The sequence below is a fragment of the Microbacterium terrisoli genome (assembly GCF_030866805.1).
Lineage (GTDB): Bacteria > Actinomycetota > Actinomycetes > Actinomycetales > Microbacteriaceae > Microbacterium > Microbacterium terrisoli.
This window is the reverse complement of the sequence record NZ_CP133019.1, coordinates 1,368,629-1,384,807: the sequence shown is the minus strand read 5'-3', so window position 1 is coordinate 1,384,807 and position 16,179 is coordinate 1,368,629. Positions and strand designations below refer to the sequence as shown.

The following is a 16,179-nucleotide window of genomic DNA, read 5'->3' as shown; positions in this document are numbered from 1 at the left end:
GGCGATGCTCAGGCGATAATGGCCTGGTGCACCGTGCGCATCGCCCTCTGTCTGCGCGCACCCGGATCCTGGGTGCGATCCTCGTCGTGGCCGTCATCGGGCTCGCGATCGTCGGCGGTGTGACCTTCGTCGTGCAGCGGCAGCGCGTGATCGCCAGCGTGGACCAGCGCCTGAACACGCAGGTCGCCGCCCTGCGCACAGTCGCCGGGAGCACAGGTGCCACCCAGGGCGACGGCTCCGACTCGGCCGCCACGGTGACGGAAGAACTCGATCCGGCGGAGTTCCACTCCGTGGCGTCGTATCTGAAGGCCGCGGTGGCGCGTCTCGTGCCGGCCCAGAACGAAGCAGCCGTCGCCATCATCGACGGGCGTGCGGTGTATCGTCCGTCGACCCTGAGCGGATTCGACATCTCACGACAGAACGCGTTGATCGCCCGCGCCTGGAATGAGTCGGAGAAGGCGAAGACCGCGGTGACGGGCACCGCTGACACACCCTTGGGTGCGCTGAGCTATATCGCCGTGCCGATCACGATGCCCGGCGATGACGCACACGGCGTGTATCTGCGAGTCGTGAACCTCGATGCGGAACTGCGCCCGGTCACCGCCTCGATCACCACTTATGCGCTGGCGGCGCTGGTCATGGTGGCGGCCATCGCCGGCGTGGGCTGGTTCGTCGCCGGGCGCCTGCTCTCACCGATCCGGCACCTGCGCGAGACCGCCGATGCGATCACCCTCTCTGACTTCGGCGCGCGGCTGCCCGCGGAGGGCGACGACGACATCTCAGATCTCACCCGTACTGTCAACTCGATGCTCGACCGCCTGGAAAGCTCGGTCGACGTGCAGCGCCAGCTGCTGGATGACGTGCGGCACGAGCTGAAGACGCCCATCACGATCGTGCGCGGGCACCTGGAGCTGATGGATGCCGCAGACCCCGCCGACGTCGCCAACACGCGCGCATTGGGTATCGCGGAGCTGGACCGGATGACCCGGCTCGTGCAGGACATCGATCTGCTCGCGACCGTCGAAGGCGGCGAGCAGTTCGAGATGCGCGAAGTCGCAGTGGCCGACCTCACCCGGCGCATGGGCGACCTCGTCGCGGTCATCCCCGGTCACACCTGGGAGGTGGAAGCCACCGCGGACGTCCGCATCAACGGCGACCCCGACCGCCTCCTGCAGGCGTGGCTGCAGCTGGCCGACAATGCGGCCAAGTACACTCCCGCAGGCTCCGTCGTGCACGTGGGCAGCATCGCGACCGTCGATGAAGTGCGCCTGTGGGTGCGCGATCACGGTCCCGGCATCCCTGCGGCCTCGCATCGTCGGATCTTCCGCCGCTTCGACCGTGCAGGCGGCAAGCGCTCCGTGGGCGGTTCTGGCCTCGGCCTTGCCATCGTCGATGCGATCGTCAAGGCACACGGGGGCAGCTGCGAGGTCGGCGACACGCCCGGCGGCGGAGCGACCTTCACCATCCATGTGCCGGTGCGCACGGGTGCGGCTGTGCTGCCGCACCCCGTTCGCGCCGGCGACGTCCTGTTGCAGAGAGAGGCGGCCGAATGACCCGCATCCTGATCGCCGAAGACGAACCGTCGATCTCGGCGTTCGTCCGCCGCGGGCTCGAATCCGCCGGGTTCGACACCGTGATCGCCGAGGATGGCGAGCGCGCTCTGCAGGAGGCTCTCAGCGGCGACGTGGACCTCGTGCTCCTGGACATCGGGCTGCCCATCATGGACGGTTTCGAGGTGCTTCAGCGGGTGCGCGCCGCGGGGTCTGCCATCCCCGTGATCATGTTGACGGCGCGTACGAGCACGCGCGACACCGTCGAAGGGCTGGAGAGCGGCGCGAACGACTATGTGCCCAAGCCCTTCACGTTCGAAGAGCTGCTTGCGCGGGTGCGCCGGCGCCTGAGCGATGCGGCGCCGCGGCGAAGCTATGCGCTCTCACGTGGCGACGTCGAGCTCGACCTTCTCGCGCGGCGCATCACCGTCGGCGGGCAGGAGATCGACCTCTCGGCGCGCGAGTTCACCCTCGCCGAGCAGTTCCTGCGCCACCCCGGTGAGGTGCTGACCCGGGAGTGGCTGTTGAGCGAGGTGTGGGGCATGAACTTCGACCCCGGCTCGAACGTCGTCGATGTCTACGTCAGGTACCTGCGCGGCAAGCTCGGTCACGACCGGATCACCACGGTCCGTGGCGTCGGATACCGCTGGGAGTGATGGAGAAGCCCCCGGCGTCGGGGAAACGCCGGGGGCTGAAAACGGACGCGCACTCAGTCGCGCCCGATCAATCGCCGCTGTCTGGGGAACGGGACGATTGTTCCTGCCATCCGATCCAGGTACGGGGATGGACCTGGACGGACGTTTTCACCGCCTCTTCGGCGGAATCCTGAACCTGCTGGTAGAGGCTCTGCAGGCGCGTGGAGAAGCTCCTGCGCCAGTCTTCGGCATCGCGCAGCAGATCCTGGGCGTTGTCGTCGCCGCCGGGGACTGCGTGATCGGGCACGGCACCCTGCTCATCTTGACCAGGACCGGGCTCATCTTGACCAGGACCGGGCTGGCCCGGACCGTCCTTGCCCCGATGGCGCTTGTCGTGGTCGTCGCGGGAGCCTTTGCGCGGTGGAGCAGGGTTCTTCGATGAACCGGTCCGGGACGAATGCGCCGCCGGAGCCTTCTGATGCGTGGAGTCGCTGCCTGCAGCCGGTCCGCCGGTGCGACCGGTGTCCACCGACGGCGAGACCTCTTGCGCATCCGGTGCCGGAACCGTCACCGGTCCGATCTTCGCATCGGCGACGAGGGCCGACGATGCGACGGGTGCGGTGACGCCGTGCACGACGATCGCCGCGTTCGCGAGAGGTGTGCCTGCACGGTCGGCGAGCGCCGCCGCGCTTGTCAGACCGATGATGGAACCGACGGCCACGGTCACCGCGACGGCGGCTCCGCCGCCGACCATCAATGCCGCTCGAGCGTCCACGTTCACCCCTCAGTACGCAATCCCCTGTGCGCTTGTTCTATCGTGCCTCCTTCGACCATCAGAGGCCGCATCGAGCGGGTGAGACTCTTCTCATGCTCTTCCGGCGGTGGCCCGCGCACTGCCCGCTCTGTGTCAGGACAGCTCCTCGGCCTCCAGCAGCTGCGTGACCAGCGCCGCGATCTGCGACCTCTCCGAGCGGGTGAGGGTGATGTGCGCGAACAGGTCATGTCCTTTCAGCGTCTCGATGACCGACGCGACCCCGTCGTGGCGGCCCACGCGCAGGTTGTCACGCTGCCCGACGTCGTGGGTGAGCACGACACGCGAGTTCTGGCCGATGCGGCTGAGCACCGTCAGCAGCACGTTGCGTTCCAGCGACTGCGCCTCGTCGACGATCACGAAGGCATCGTGCAGGGAACGGCCGCGGATGTGGGTGAGCGGCAGTACTTCGAGGATGCCGCGGGCCATGACCTCCTCGATGACATTGGCCGAGACGACCGAGCCGAGGGTGTCGTACACGGCCTGACCCCACGGGTTCATCTTCTCCTGCTGATCGCCGGGCAGGTACCCGAGCTCCTGACCGCCCACGGCGAACAGGGGGCGGAACACGATGATGCGCCGCTGCTGCTGACGCTCGAGCACGGCCTCCAGCCCCGCGCACAGCGCCAGAGCGGACTTGCCTGTGCCGGCGCGTCCGCCGAGCGAGACGATGCCCACCTCCGGATCCAGCAGCAGATCGATCGCTATGCGCTGTTCGGCGCTGCGCCCGTGCAGCCCGAACGCTTCACGGTCGCCGCGCACGAGACGGTATTCGCCGTCGGCGGTGACACGGCCCAGCGCGGAGCCGCGTTCGGAGTGGATGACCAGGCCGGTGTTCACCGGCAGCCCCTTCACGTCCTCCGCGACACCGATCTCGCTCTCGTAGAGGTCGCTCATCTCATCCCCCGACACGGCGAGTTCGGCGATGCCCGTCCAGCCGGAGTCGACCGCCTGCTCGGCGAGGTACTCCTCGGCGCTGATCCCCAGCGACGCGGCCTTGACCCGCATCGGCAGGTCCTTCGAGACCACGGTGACGCTCTGGCCGTCGTCCATCAGATGCATCGCGACGGACAGGATGCGTGTGTCGTTGTCGCCCAGACGCAACCCGGCCGGCAGGACCGAGGCATCCGTGTTCGCCAGTTCGACCCGCAGCGTGCCGCCCTGGCCCACCGGGACGGGAAAGTCCAATCGCCCGTGCTCGATGCGCAGTTCGTCCAGGTGTCGCAGCGCCTGCCGGGCGAAGTACCCCAGTTCGGGGTCGTGTCGCTTGCCCTCCAGCTCCGTGATCACCACCACGGGGATGACGACCGAATGCTCGGCGAACCGGAAGAAGGCCCGAGGGTCGCTCAGCAGCACCGACGTGTCCAGCACGTAGGTGCGCAGATCCTGGTCGAGGCCTGTGGAGGCCGCACCGGCGTCCGTCGGCTCGGCGATGGCGGTCCGGCTCTGCTGTGATGCTCGTGTGGTCACGACCCGCTCCCCATCCGGGACTGTCGTCCCAGGCGTCTCAGGTCGACCGCGGGCCACGAGTCGCGATCCGGAGGGCCGACCCGACCGGGCGACTTGCCCGATGCCATGACCGTACGACGAAGGACCCGGGCAACGACTGCCCGACACGCCAACAGCGCGTTAACGGATGGCTAACGCGTGCAGCGACTCTCGCTCACCACGAGCCTCCGGCGGCGAACTCGGCCATCGCATCGCCGAGAAGCACCAGCGTGTCTTCCCCGGTACCGGCGTGGGCCGACAGGCGGATGAGGCCCGAGCGTGCGGTGAACACCACTCCACGGTTGGCAAGGGCTGCCGCCAGCGGCGCGGCATCGGTCGCAGACGGGGCGAGTGCGACGATGCCGGCCCGCCGCTCGCGCTCGACAGGGGTGACCACGGGGATGCCGTAGCGTTCGGCCAGGAACAGGACCTGGTCGGCCCGGTCGGCCACCGCCGCGGCGATCTCGGCCACGCCCGCCGCCTGCACCTGGCCCAGGGCGGTCGCCAGCCGGCTGGCCGCCAGCTGATCGGGCGCGGTCACCTGAAAGGCCCGCGCGTCCGGAGCGGGCGGCGGCACCTCGTCCATCGCCAGTCCGCCCGCGACTCCCGCAAAGCCGGAGAGGACCGGGTCGATGCGCGCACGCGCGCGCTCCGAGAAGCGAGCCCACCCCGTGCCACGACCGGCCCGCAACCACTTGTACCCGTTGCCGCACACGACGTCGGCGGCCGCATAGTCGGCGTCGACGACACCGAAGCCCTGGATCGCATCCACGATCAGCAGTCGGTCGCCGATGACATCACGCAGCCCTGTGAGATCGGTGAGGTAGCCCGTGCGGAAGTCGACGAGGCTGACCGCCACCGCGGTGGTCTGATCGGTCAGCGCCCCGGCCACTTCATCGACGCTGACGAAGCCGTTCGCGGGCTCGAACCACTGCACTGTCAGCTCTTCGCACAGTGCAGCAGCGCGGGCTGCTGTCACCGACAGACTCGGAAAGTCCGCACGCGAGACCAGCAGTCCGCCGCGCACACCGTAGATGGCCTGCATGAGACCGTACGCGGTCGAGGGCTGCAGGACGACCTCGTCAGAGTCGGCGTCCAACAACGCCGCCAGCAGAGCACGTGCCTCGCCCGCACGCGATGAGACCAACTCGATGCTCGTGCGCCGACCCGTGCCGAACAGTTCCGCATCGGCGCGGGATTCGGCGCGCACCGCGGTTGACAGAGGACCGAAAGCGGCCCAGTCGAGGTAGCCCGGCTCGATGTCGAACGATTCCAGGTACTGCTCAAGATCGGTCACGCAGTCATTCTGACACGCGGGGACCGCACGCTCGTCGCCAGGCTCCGTCGCCGGGCTCGGCCGCCTCGCTCAGCCGCCGTAGCGGCGATCCCGATCCGCGAAGTCGCGGATCGCGCGCAAGAAGTCGACTTCGCGCAGATCGGGGCCCAGCGCCTCCACGAAATAGAACTCGCTGTGCGCGGACTGCCAGAGCAGGAAGTCGCTCAGGCGCTGCTCGCCGGAGGTGCGGATCACGAGGTCGGGGTCGGGCTGACCTCCGGTGTACAAGTGCTCGGCGATCTGCTCGGGGGTCAGGCTCGCCGCCAATTCTTCCAGCGTCCCGCCGCGCTCGTCGTGCTGCTGGATGATGCTGCGCACCGCGTCGACGATCTCGCCGCGTCCGCCGTACCCGACGGCGAGGTTGACATGCAGCCCGGTGTTCGCCCGCGTGCGCTCCTGCGCATCGGCCAGCACCCGCGCCAGCTCCGATGGCAGGCCATCGGTGCGGCCGACATGTTGCACGCGCCAGTCGCGTGCGTGCGACAGGCTGTCGGCGAGTTCGGCGATGATCTCGATCAGATCCGAGATCTCGTCCGCATTGCGCTTGCGGATGTTGTCCAGCGACAGCAGGTACAGCGATACGACCCGCACGCCGATGTCGTCGCACCACTCCAGGAACTCGCGCATCTTCGCCGCCCCCGCACGGTGGCCCTCTGCCGCGGAGTGGTACCCGAGCTGTCGCGCCCAGCGTCGATTCCCGTCGATCATCATGGCCACGTGCTCTGGGACCGAGGCGGGGTCGATGTGCCGACGCAACCGGCCGATGTACAGCCGATAGAGCAGGCCTTGGCCCCGGGTCGACCGCGCAGACATCACTCCCCCACGCTACCGCGCGACACCAATGTTCCGACGGCGGCATGCAACCACGCCTAGGCTCGGAGGGTGAGCCGCAGATCCCGTCCTGACGACCCGTCGGCTTCGGCCGCGCCCGACGCGGGAGCGGCGATGCCGCAGCTTCCCCTGCTGGACGCAGCATCGATGGATGCGCAGACCGAGATCAAACCGACCTGGCGAGGCTGGATCCACGCGGCGACCTTCCCCGTCGCTCTGGCCGCCGGCATCGTCCTGATCGTGCTGGCGCACGGCGCGCCCGCCAAATGGTCGTCGGCCGTGTTCATGGTCACGTCGCTGCTGCTGTTCGGCAACTCCGCGCTGTACCACCGGTTCAACTGGAAGCCCAAGACCAAGGCCGTACTCAAACGCATCGACCACGCGAACATCCTGCTGCTGATCGCGGGGACGTACACGCCGCTGTCAGTGCTGGCCCTTCCCACCTCCCAGACGGTGACGATCCTGTCGATCGTGTGGGGCGGTGCGCTGCTGGGCATCGTCTTCCGCGTGTTCTGGATCAACGCGCCCCGCTGGCTGTACGTCGCGCTGTACCTGGCGCTGGGCTGGGCGGCTGTGATGTACATCGTGCCGCTGTTCCAGGCGAATGCGACGATGATGACGCTCGTGGTCATCGGCGGCCTGCTGTACACGGTCGGGGCCGTCGTCTACGCGCTCAAGCGTCCGAACCCGTGGCCGGGCCGGTTCGGATTCCACGAGATCTTCCACGTGTGCACGGTGCTCGCGTTCCTGTGCCACTGGACGGCGTCGCTGCTGATCGTGCTGCACCCCGTCTACCACCTGGGCTGAGCGACCTGGACTGAGCGCGCCGGGCTGAGCGCGCTGGGTTGCTACGGCGTCCTGTCCTGCTCGTCGCCGGCGTCCACATCCTGGTCGTCGGTCTCGGTGGCGCGGGCCGCGGCATCCCCTTCGCCCTGCTGCTCGTCCAGCTCTTCCTGGACCTGCGCGCGATACCGCGCGCGGCGGATGCGGCGCATCATGTCCCAGAGCAGGAACACGACGGCCAGAGCCAGGAACGCGATCGCGACGAATCCCCACGGGCCGGGATTGACGATGTCGGCAGGCGGTGCGGTCGGGGTGGGGGTGGGTGTCGCCTCGAGGAGCGCTCTCCCGGCCAGCACCGCGCCGGCGGCGATCGCAGCGTGCATTTTTCCTCATTCCGCGCGAAGCGCATAGCCTGGAATCCCAGCCTATTCCCCCGACGGAGTCACGATGACAACGCAGCAGATGCTCGATGAGCGTTACGGTCGCAATCGATCCGTGCGCCGGCGTGCATGGACGTGGGGAGTCATCGGCACGGTGGCCGTCGTCGCCGTGGGCCTGCTGGTGTGGGGAACGATCGCGAACACGATCAACGCGGCCGACGCGACCGCCACCGCCTACCACGTCCAGGATGCGCGCGCGGTGACCATCGACTTCCAGGTGAGCGCACCGGTCGGCTCGAAGGCCGTGTGCGTTCTCGAAGCCGACGACGCCGAACACGGGATCGTCGGCTGGCAGGTCGTCGAGCTGCCCGCATCCACCAGTCACACGCATGGATACAGCAGGACCATCCCGACCGTCGCCGAGGCGACCACTGGTTTGGTGAACACGTGCTGGGTGTCATAGGGTTTCGGCAGAGACAGACGCCCTGGCCAGGTGCCGGGGCGTTTTGCCATATCCCGCGCAGATCCCCAACAGAAGGAGAGACGACGTGTCTGAAGATGCTCCCGTGACGTTCCTCACGCAGGAGGCCTATGACCGTCTCACCGCTGAGCTGGAAGAGCTCTCGACCACCGGTCGAGAGGACATAGCGAAGCGCATCGAGGCGGCTCGCGAAGAGGGCGATCTCAAAGAGAACGGCGGCTACCACGCCGCGAAAGACGAACAGGGCAAGCAGGAGGCGCGCATCCGCACCCTGCAGGGCCTTCTCAAGCACGCCGTGGTCGGCCAGGCGCCCGAGAGCAACGGCATCGTGGAGTCGGGCACCGTCGTCACGGCGATCGTCGCCGGCGGTGAAGAGGTGTTCCTGCTGGGCAGCCGCGAGATCGCCGCAGACAGCGACCTGGACGTCTACAGCGAGGCGTCCCCGCTGGGCACGGCGATCATGGGCCTGAAAGAGGGCGCGAAGACCAGCTACACGGCTCCGAACGGGCGCGACATCGCCGTCGAGGTCGTGAAGGTCGAGACCTATTCCGGGCAGTGACCGGCCGTCGGTGAGGGCTGATCCGCTCCCGCGGGTCAGTCTTCGACCACTGCGGGGTCGAATCCGGCCGCGCGCAGCGTCTCGATGACGCGCGCGCGGTGCTCGGTCCCCCGGGTCTCCACGCTCAGCTGCAGCACGACCTCGCTGATCTGCATGCCCTGCCCGTGCCGGGTGTGCAGCGCCTCGACGACGTTCGCTCCGGCCTGGGCGAGCAGTTCGGCCACCTGGGCGAGCTGACCGGGACGGTCGGGAAGCGGAATGCGCAGGGACATGTAACGACCGGATGCCGCGAGCCCGTGCGCGACCACACGCTGCAGCAGCAGCGGGTCGATGTTGCCGCCGGACAGCACGACGGCGGTCGTTCCGCCCGCGGTGATCTTGCCTGCCAGGATCGCGGCGACTCCGACCGCTCCGGCCGGTTCGACGACCTGCTTCGCGCGTTCCAGCAGCACCAGCAGGGCACGCGCGATGTCGTCTTCGGTGACGGTGACGACCTCGTCCACCACGTCGCGGATGATCTCGAACGGGATGTCGCCGGGTCGGGCGACGGCGATGCCGTCGGCGATGGTGGGCGTGGTGGGCACCTGGATCGGGTGGCCTGCGCGCAGCGATTCGGGATAGGCGGCCGAGTTCTCCGCCTGCACGCCGATGACCCGCACCGTACGGCCCTCCGCGGCCGCGCGCGCCTTCACCGCCGCGCCGACGCCGGCGATCAGGCCCCCGCCGCCGATACCCATGATCACGGTGTCGAGGTCGGGCAGTGCGTCCCACAGCTCCAGGCCCAGCGTGCCCTGGCCGATGATCACGTCACGGTGGTCGAACGGGGGGATGAGCACGGCACCGGTGCGCTCGGCGAACTCTTCGGCCAATCGCAGCGGCGTCTCGACCGTCGCACCTTCGAGCACGACGTCTGCGCCGTACCCGCGGGTGGCCAGAAGCTTGGGCACCGGCACGCCCAGCGGCATGAAGATCGTAGCGGGAATGCCGAGCTGCTGCGCGGCCAGGGCCACACCCTGCGCGTGGTTGCCCGCCGAGGCGGCGACCACTCCCCTGGCCCGCTCGCTCTCGCTCAACCGGGACAGACGGTAGCTGGCGCCGCGGATCTTGAACGACCCCGTGCGCTGCAGGTTCTCCAGCTTCAGGTAGACCGGCACACCCGTCAGTTCCGACAGATACAGCGACTGGTCGATGGGCGTGCGCAGAGCGATGCCCTGCAGCGTGGCCGCCGCGTCTTCGAAGTCGGCGAGTGTGGGAGCGGTCATGCGCGGCCCTTCCTGGTGCGTGGCACCGTGTTCCAGATCAGATCGGCGTCGACGACGGCGTCGGCATCCTGCCATCCGCGGCGGCTCAGATAGACCGCCACGACGTTGACGAACGCTGCCACCGGCACCGCGAACAGCGCGCCCTGGATGCCGGCGATCATCGCACCGCCGGCGACGACCAGCACGACGGCGAGTGGGTGCACCTTCACCGCTGCCCCCATCAGCAGCGGCTGCAGGATGTGACCTTCGAGCTGCTGCACGCCCAGAACGATCACCAGCATCCACAGCGCGATCCACCAGCCGTTGTAGACGAGTGCGAGGAAGACCGCAACTGCCCCGGTCACGACCGCGCCGACGATCGGGACGAATGATCCGAGGAAGACCAGCACCCCGACCGGAGCGGCCAGGGGAACGCCGAGCAGGAACGCGCCCAGGCCGATGCCCACCGCGTCGATCGTGGCCACCAGAAGCTGTGTGCGCGCGTAGTTGACGATGGTGGTCCAGCCGGCCCGGCCCGCCCCATCGACGGCCGGGCGCGCTGACCGCGGGAACAGGCGTGTGGTCCAGCGCCAGATGCCCGCCCCGTCGGCGAGCAGGCACAGCAGGATGAACAGGCTCAGCACCGCGCCGGTGCCGATGTGGCCGACCGTCGTGCCGATGGCCAGTGCGCCGTTCCACAGCAGATCGGCCTGCTGCTGCAGCATCGCCCACGCGTTGGCCAGAAGTGCATCGATCTGCGCCTCGGTGACCTGCAGCGGGCCGTGGATGAGGCTGTCGCGCAGCCCATCGACGGCGTGCACCGTGCGGTCTCGCACCGAGCTCCACTGCTGCGTGACCTGCCAGACCGCCAGCCACAGCAGTCCCGTGACGACCGCGACCGCACCGATGACCGCGATGACGATGGCGGCCCACCGTGGCACGCGCCGGCGCAGCATCCACGCGAAGACGGGCCACAGCAGCGCAGTGATCAGAATGGCCACCATCAGCGGGATGACGAGCATCTTCAGCTGGACGATCAGCCAGATGCCGAGCCCGACCGCGGCGGCGATCACCAGGAAGCGCCACGAGAACGCCGTGGCCACGCGCAGTCCCCGCGGAACGGCCGTTCCGATCTCGGTGTCGACGGTGCGGTGGGCCAAGACGTCACGCACCCACGAGCGGGGCTTGCCGTCGGTCTCTGCCACGTGCCCAGTCTAGGGCGCGGGCTGCGCGCACCCTGACCGTGAGACACGGCCGATCAGAACGTCCCGCCGATCTTGTGCAGGCGCTCGATGCGGTCGGGAATCGGCGGGTGGGTCGAGAACAGCCGTTCCAGTGCGTTGGGGCGCAGCGGGTCGGCGATCCACAGGTGCGCCATCGACGTGTTCGCCCGCTGCAGCGGCTGCGCGCGCTCCCCGATCTTGGCCAGTGCCGAGGCGAGGCCGTCGGGGTCGCGCGTGGTCAGCGCGCTGGTCGCATCGGCGAGGTATTCCCGCTGCCGGGAGATGGCGGCCTGCACGACACCGGCCAGCAGCGGTGCGACGATCGCGGCGACGATGCCGAAGATCAAGAAGATGATCTGCGCTTGGCCGCCGCCGTTGCTGTTGGAGCGACGCCCGCCGCCGAAGAAGGTGAGTCGCAGCATGATGTCGGCGAGGAGGCCGACGGCCACGACCAGCCCGAATACGATCATCGACACACGGATGTCGTAGTTGCGGATGTGGCCCAGCTCGTGGGCCAGGACGCCTTCGAGCTCACGATCGGTCATCGTCTCGAACAGGCCGGTGGTCACCGTGATCGCCGCGTGCTCGGGGTCACGGCCTGTCGCGAAGGCGTTCGGGGACGGGTCCTCGACGACGTACAGCGCGGGCATCTGCGTGCCGGTCGTGATGCACAGATTCTCCACCAGTCGGTAGTACCGCGGCGCACTGGTCTGATCCACGGCGAACGCTCCGGACAGTGCCAGGGCCTGACGATCGGCGAAGAAGTACTGCACCGTCGCATAGCCACCGGCGAAGATCAGGATGAACGCCGTGATCCACCAGTTGTTCGACGCGAGCCAGCCGGCCAGAAGGCCCAGCGCCCCGAGGATCAGGACGAACAGGATGAGAATGAACCACGTGTTGCGCTTGTTGCGCGCAATGGCGGAGTACACCTAACGCCCCGTCACCCGGCTCGCATCAGAATTGGACGCGGGGTGGTTCTGCGATCGCGGCTCCGTCGACCACCTCGAAGAACTCGCGCTCGTTGAATCCGAGATTGCGGGCGAACAGGTTGTTCGGGAAGACCTTGACCTTCGTGTTCAACTCGCGCACACCGCCGTTGTAGAAGCGACGGGATGCCTGGATCTTGTCTTCGGTGTCGACGATCTGCTGCTGCAGCTGCAGGAAGTTCTGACTCGCCTGCAGCTGCGGATATGCCTCGGCGACGGCGAACAGAGACTTCAGCGCCTGCTGCATGTGGCCTTCGGCCACGCCTGCCTCGGCCGGCCCCCCGGCGCCCAGCGTCTCGGCACGGGCCTGGGTGACGTTCTCGAAGACCGCCTTCTCGTGTGCGGCGTACCCCTTGACCGTCTCGATGAGGTTCGGCAGCAGGTCGGCGCGCCGCTTGAGCTGCACCGTGATGTCGCTCCAGGCCTCATCCACGCGCACGTTCAACTGCACGAGCGAGTTGTACGTAGCCCACAGATAGATCCCGATGATCAAGATCAGCGCGACCACGACGATGACAGGGATCAGCCATTCCATTGAGCAGTCTCCGTTCGATTGTCCCCATCCTAACCGCCGCCCCTCGGGCGATCCGAGGCGGGAGGTGGTTCTCTCAGCGCTTACTCACCGAGCACACGCTGCAGGTAGGCATTGCCGAACCGGCGCTCAGGATCGAGCCGATCGCGCAGCGCAACGAAGTCGTCGAATCGCGGATACCGCTCGCGCAGGGCTGCGGCATCCAGCGTGTGCAGCTTTCCCCAGTGCGGACGGCCGCCGAACCCCAGCATGATCTCTTCGACCGCGGCGAAGTACTCAGCGGGATCTTCACGCCAGTACCGGTGGACGGCGATGTAGCCGGTCGCACGGCCGTGCGCGGTCGAGAGCCACAGGTCGTCTGCGGCGGCGAAGCGCACCTCCACGGGGAACGAGATCCGCCAGCCGCGGTCGGAGATCAGCGCGCGCAGCGCATCGAAGGCGGGTCGCACGTTCGCTTCCGGCAGCGCGTATTCCATCTCCCGGAAGCGCACGCCCCGGTCCTGCGTGAACACGCGGTACGACCAGTCGGTGTACTCGCGGTTGCCGGTCAGTCGCACCGCCAGCCGAGAGAACGGCGGGATGAGCGCAGGTGCGGCGGTGCCGGCGGCGCACACCGCACGGTAGACGCCGTTGGACAGCAGCTCTTCGTCGATCCAGCGGCCCACTGCCGGAAGCGGATGGCGCGGTGCGTCACCGGGCATGCGGGTGTTGGTCTTGGTCAGACCGACATCGGTGTGCGGAAACCAGTAGAACTCGAAGTGGTCGGCTTGCGCGGCCCGTTCGGGCAGCCGATCCAGGGTCGCTTCCAGCGGCCCTGGCTGGTCGACGGCGTGCATGATGAACGCGGGCACGCATTGCAGCGTCACCTCGACGAGCACACCCAGGGCGCCCAGTCCCAGTGCCACGGCGGGCAGCAGGTCGGCGTCGTGCTCTTCATCCACGGTGAGCAGCTCGCCGTCGGCGGTGACCAGCACCGCACCGGTGACCTGGGTGGCGATGCTGCCGAAACGCGCACCGGTGCCGTGCGTGCCGGTCGAGATGGCACCGGCGATCGTCTGCCGGTCGATGTCGCCCAGGTTCTGCATGGCGAGGCCGTAGGGGCGCAGAAGGGCGGGGATGCGATGCAGCGGCGTGCCCGCCCGCAGAGTGACACGCCCCCGCTCGCGGTCTACCCGCACCACGCCGGTGAGCTCGCGCAGGTCGAGCATGATGTCGGGCGCCACGGCGATACCGGTGAAGCTGTGCCCTGATCCCACGGCCTTCACCGCCAGACCGCGACGGGCCGCGGCCTGAACGGCGCGGCGCACCGCTTCGTTGCCCGCGGGGTACTCGATGCGCTTGGGTCGCACCCGTTCAGACCTGCCCCAGTTGCGCCATTCGCCGCCCGGCCGTGTCACAGGAACGCCTTTCCTTCGCCGCGATACGTCGACACCTCGCCGACGACGCGGCCCGCTTCGACCAGCCGATACCCATTGACGCGCTCCGCGAGTTCGCCGCTCTTGGCATGCCGGAACCAGACCCGGTCCCCCACTTTCAGTGCGCGGGCGCTCTCGCCCTGCAGCGGTGTCTGCACCTCGCCGGCACCCTCGCGACCGAGTGTGTGCAGGCCCTCGGGCCACACCGGCAGCGGCTGCCGTGAAGCCACGGGCGGTCCGGAGGCGATCCATCCTCCGCCCAAGACCGTGGCGATGTCGGCCGCAGGCTTGCGGACCACTTCCAGGGCGAACGCGGCCGCCGGCGCCGGCTCGAACACGCGGTACCGATCGAACAGGTGCCCGGCCAACAGCCCGCTGCCGGCGGTGACCTCGGTGACGGAGGGGTCGGATGCTGTGAGCTCGATCGATCCGGTGCCGCCGCCGTTGACGAACTCGAGGGGGGCGATCGCACGCAGCGCGTCCACGATCGCGGCGCGGCGGGCGAGCAGCTCGTGCCCGGAGCGCCGCTGCATCCAGCGGATCACGGTGTCTCCCGCACCGTCGTGATCGGGCTGGCCGGCGATCTGCGCCTCGTACATCATGAGACCGACCAGGGCGAAGCCGTCGCGGGCCGCGATGGCGCGCCCGAGAGCCGCCACCTCGGCCACATCGTGCACCGGGGAGCGCCGCACGCCCACGTGCCCGAGCCCGGGTGCACGCCAGGACGCGTCGGCGTCGATGCACACGCGGATCACGGGGCGGCGACCGGGTGCGGCGATGCCATCGACCAGGTCGAGCTGGTCGACACTGTCGACCATGAGCGTGATGCGGGCGGCGGCACCCGCGTCGGCGACCAGCTGCGCCAGTGCCGCGCGATCGGCGGTCGGATACCCGACGACGAGGTCGTCATGACCGTTCTGGGCCAGCCACAGCGCCTCGGGAAGGGTGAAGGCGAGGATGCCGTGGTAGCCCGCAATCGCAAGCGTCGCATCCACGATCTCGCGCACGCGCACTGATTTGCTCGCCACGCGGATCGGCACACCACCCGCGCGCACCGCCATGTCGAGGGCGTTGTATCGCAGGGCGCCCAGGTGCACGGCGCCGACGGGTCCGGACACGTCGGCAACGGCATCCGTCATCGACTGCCAGAATGCAGCCGGGTGCATCCACGGGCGTTCTGCGGCAGCCTGCTGGGGGGCGAGCAGGTCGAGGCTCATCGGTTCGGGCTCCTTCGCGTCGACTCGCCTTCAGCCTACGCGAACCCCGCACCCCGGCCGTGCACGATCAGCGGGACCTCACCCCCGCACAGTGCCGAGCGCGAGGGTTTGCGCGAAGGCGCTGCGAGTGGCCTCCACCAGGCTCCTCGGGTCGGTCGTGGTGCCTCTGGCGGCCTGGAAGCATGCGACGGCGAGCTGAGCGGAGAGCACGGACACGGCATCGTCCCAGCCGCGGACTGTCAGCAGGTCGCCCAGCCGGCCGGCGATGACCTGCAGCTTGGCAGCGTCCCGCTCTCGCAGCCCCGCGTGGGCCTTCACGAGTTGCACGTGCCGGCGGAACCCGTCGGCGTTCGCGATCATCTGGGCGGTGATACGCAGGATGACCGGCTCCAACGCGCGCAGCGCGTCGGCGAGGCTGTGCGGATCCGACCCGGGCCCGACGACGTCTTCCGCCGCGACCAGCGCGAGGACCTCGTGCTCGCGGGCGAACACGACTTCTTGCTTGTCGCCGAAGTGACGGAAGAACGAGGTGCGCCCGACCTCTGCGCGTTCCGCGATGTCGCTGACGGAAACCTGGTCGAATCCACGGCTCGCGAACAACTCGTCAGCGGCCTCGATGATCCGCTGACGCGCGCGCCGCTGCTTGCGCTCGATCAGTGAGACACCCTCAGTCATGCACTTATGGTAACGCCGTTCCGGGCGGACTTG

General features: G+C 68.7%; 17 protein-coding genes. 5 read left to right on the top strand and 12 right to left on the bottom strand.

The window, feature by feature from the left end; translation table 11 throughout:
• Window positions 1–26 precede the first annotated feature (26 nt).
• Both QU603_RS05850 and QU603_RS05845 read left to right on the top strand, forming a co-directional pair.
• Entirely contained in the window at window positions 27–1,553 is a 1,527-nt protein-coding gene (locus QU603_RS05850; protein ID WP_308493549.1) for a sensor histidine kinase, read from the top strand.
• Window positions 1,550–2,206, top strand: coding sequence for a response regulator transcription factor (locus tag QU603_RS05845; protein WP_308493548.1), 657 nt, complete (start codon window positions 1,550–1,552; stop codon window positions 2,204–2,206). The genes QU603_RS05850 and QU603_RS05845 overlap by 4 nt, the downstream gene beginning before the upstream one ends.
• 67 nt (window positions 2,207–2,273) lie before the next feature.
• Here the strand turns inward: QU603_RS05845 and QU603_RS05840 are convergent, their stop codons facing one another.
• The 4 genes from QU603_RS05840 to QU603_RS05825 form a co-directional block, all read right to left on the bottom strand.
• The gene (locus QU603_RS05840) at window positions 2,274–2,960 is read right to left on the bottom strand and encodes a hypothetical protein (protein WP_308493547.1); all 687 of its coding nucleotides are present in this window, start codon (window positions 2,958–2,960) and stop codon (window positions 2,274–2,276) included.
• 132 nt (window positions 2,961–3,092) lie between these two features.
• Complete coding sequence (phoH2, locus tag QU603_RS05835) at window positions 3,093–4,466, bottom strand: RNA 5'-3' helicase PhoH2 (RefSeq protein ID WP_370655335.1); 1,374 nt, start codon at window positions 4,464–4,466, stop codon at window positions 3,093–3,095.
• Window positions 4,467–4,659: 193 nt separating this feature from the next.
• A complete protein-coding gene (locus QU603_RS05830) occupies window positions 4,660–5,781 on the bottom strand; it encodes an aminotransferase class V-fold PLP-dependent enzyme (protein ID WP_308493546.1) in 1,122 nt (373 codons plus the stop codon).
• A 69-nt stretch (window positions 5,782–5,850) separates the two neighbouring features.
• Window positions 5,851–6,633: an isoprenyl transferase gene (locus QU603_RS05825; RefSeq protein WP_308493958.1), complete on the bottom strand. Its 783-nt coding sequence runs from the start codon at window positions 6,631–6,633 to the stop codon at window positions 5,851–5,853.
• A 132-nt stretch (window positions 6,634–6,765) separates the two neighbouring features.
• Here QU603_RS05825 and trhA point away from each other — a divergent pair, with 132 nt between their 5' ends.
• Complete coding sequence (gene trhA / locus QU603_RS05820) at window positions 6,766–7,458, top strand: PAQR family membrane homeostasis protein TrhA (RefSeq protein WP_308493957.1); 693 nt, start codon at window positions 6,766–6,768, stop codon at window positions 7,456–7,458.
• Between the two features lie 41 nt (window positions 7,459–7,499).
• Here trhA and QU603_RS05815 read toward each other — a convergent pair whose 3' ends face one another.
• Complete coding sequence (locus tag QU603_RS05815) at window positions 7,500–7,817, bottom strand: hypothetical protein (protein WP_308493545.1); 318 nt, start codon at window positions 7,815–7,817, stop codon at window positions 7,500–7,502.
• 64 nt (window positions 7,818–7,881) lie between these two features.
• On the opposite strand from QU603_RS05815, the gene QU603_RS05810 reads away from it, so the two are divergent.
• A complete protein-coding gene (locus QU603_RS05810) occupies window positions 7,882–8,277 on the top strand; it encodes a DUF4307 domain-containing protein (protein ID WP_308493544.1) in 396 nt (131 codons plus the stop codon).
• A gap of 85 nt (window positions 8,278–8,362) precedes the next feature.
• On the top strand, window positions 8,363–8,854 hold the full coding sequence (greA, locus tag QU603_RS05805; RefSeq protein ID WP_308493543.1) for a transcription elongation factor GreA: 492 nt from the start codon (window positions 8,363–8,365) through the stop codon (window positions 8,852–8,854).
• 35 nt (window positions 8,855–8,889) lie between these two features.
• Here greA and ilvA read toward each other — a convergent pair whose 3' ends face one another.
• From ilvA to QU603_RS05770, 7 genes are all read right to left on the bottom strand, one after another.
• Window positions 8,890–10,116 (bottom strand): threonine ammonia-lyase, encoded by a 1,227-nt coding sequence (gene ilvA / locus QU603_RS05800; protein ID WP_308493542.1) that lies wholly within the window; start codon window positions 10,114–10,116, stop codon window positions 8,890–8,892.
• Complete coding sequence (locus QU603_RS05795) at window positions 10,113–11,300, bottom strand: AI-2E family transporter (protein ID WP_308493541.1); 1,188 nt, start codon at window positions 11,298–11,300, stop codon at window positions 10,113–10,115. Before QU603_RS05795 ends, ilvA begins: the two co-directional genes overlap by 4 nt.
• A 53-nt stretch (window positions 11,301–11,353) precedes the next feature.
• The gene (locus QU603_RS05790; protein WP_308493540.1) at window positions 11,354–12,250 is read right to left on the bottom strand and encodes a M48 family metallopeptidase; all 897 of its coding nucleotides are present in this window, start codon (window positions 12,248–12,250) and stop codon (window positions 11,354–11,356) included.
• Window positions 12,251–12,275: 25 nt separating this feature from the next.
• Window positions 12,276–12,842, bottom strand: a complete 567-nt coding sequence (locus tag QU603_RS05785) for a LemA family protein (protein WP_308493539.1) — start codon at window positions 12,840–12,842, stop codon at window positions 12,276–12,278.
• Window positions 12,843–12,922: 80 nt separating this feature from the next.
• Complete coding sequence (locus QU603_RS05780; RefSeq protein ID WP_308493538.1) at window positions 12,923–14,236, bottom strand: D-arabinono-1,4-lactone oxidase; 1,314 nt, start codon at window positions 14,234–14,236, stop codon at window positions 12,923–12,925.
• On the bottom strand, window positions 14,233–15,471 hold the full coding sequence (locus QU603_RS05775) for an alanine racemase (RefSeq protein ID WP_308493537.1): 1,239 nt from the start codon (window positions 15,469–15,471) through the stop codon (window positions 14,233–14,235). Before QU603_RS05775 ends, QU603_RS05780 begins: the two co-directional genes overlap by 4 nt.
• Window positions 15,472–15,549: 78 nt before the next feature.
• Window positions 15,550–16,146, bottom strand: coding sequence for a TetR/AcrR family transcriptional regulator (locus QU603_RS05770; protein WP_308493536.1), 597 nt, complete (start codon window positions 16,144–16,146; stop codon window positions 15,550–15,552).
• Between the last annotated feature and the right edge of the window lie 33 nt (window positions 16,147–16,179).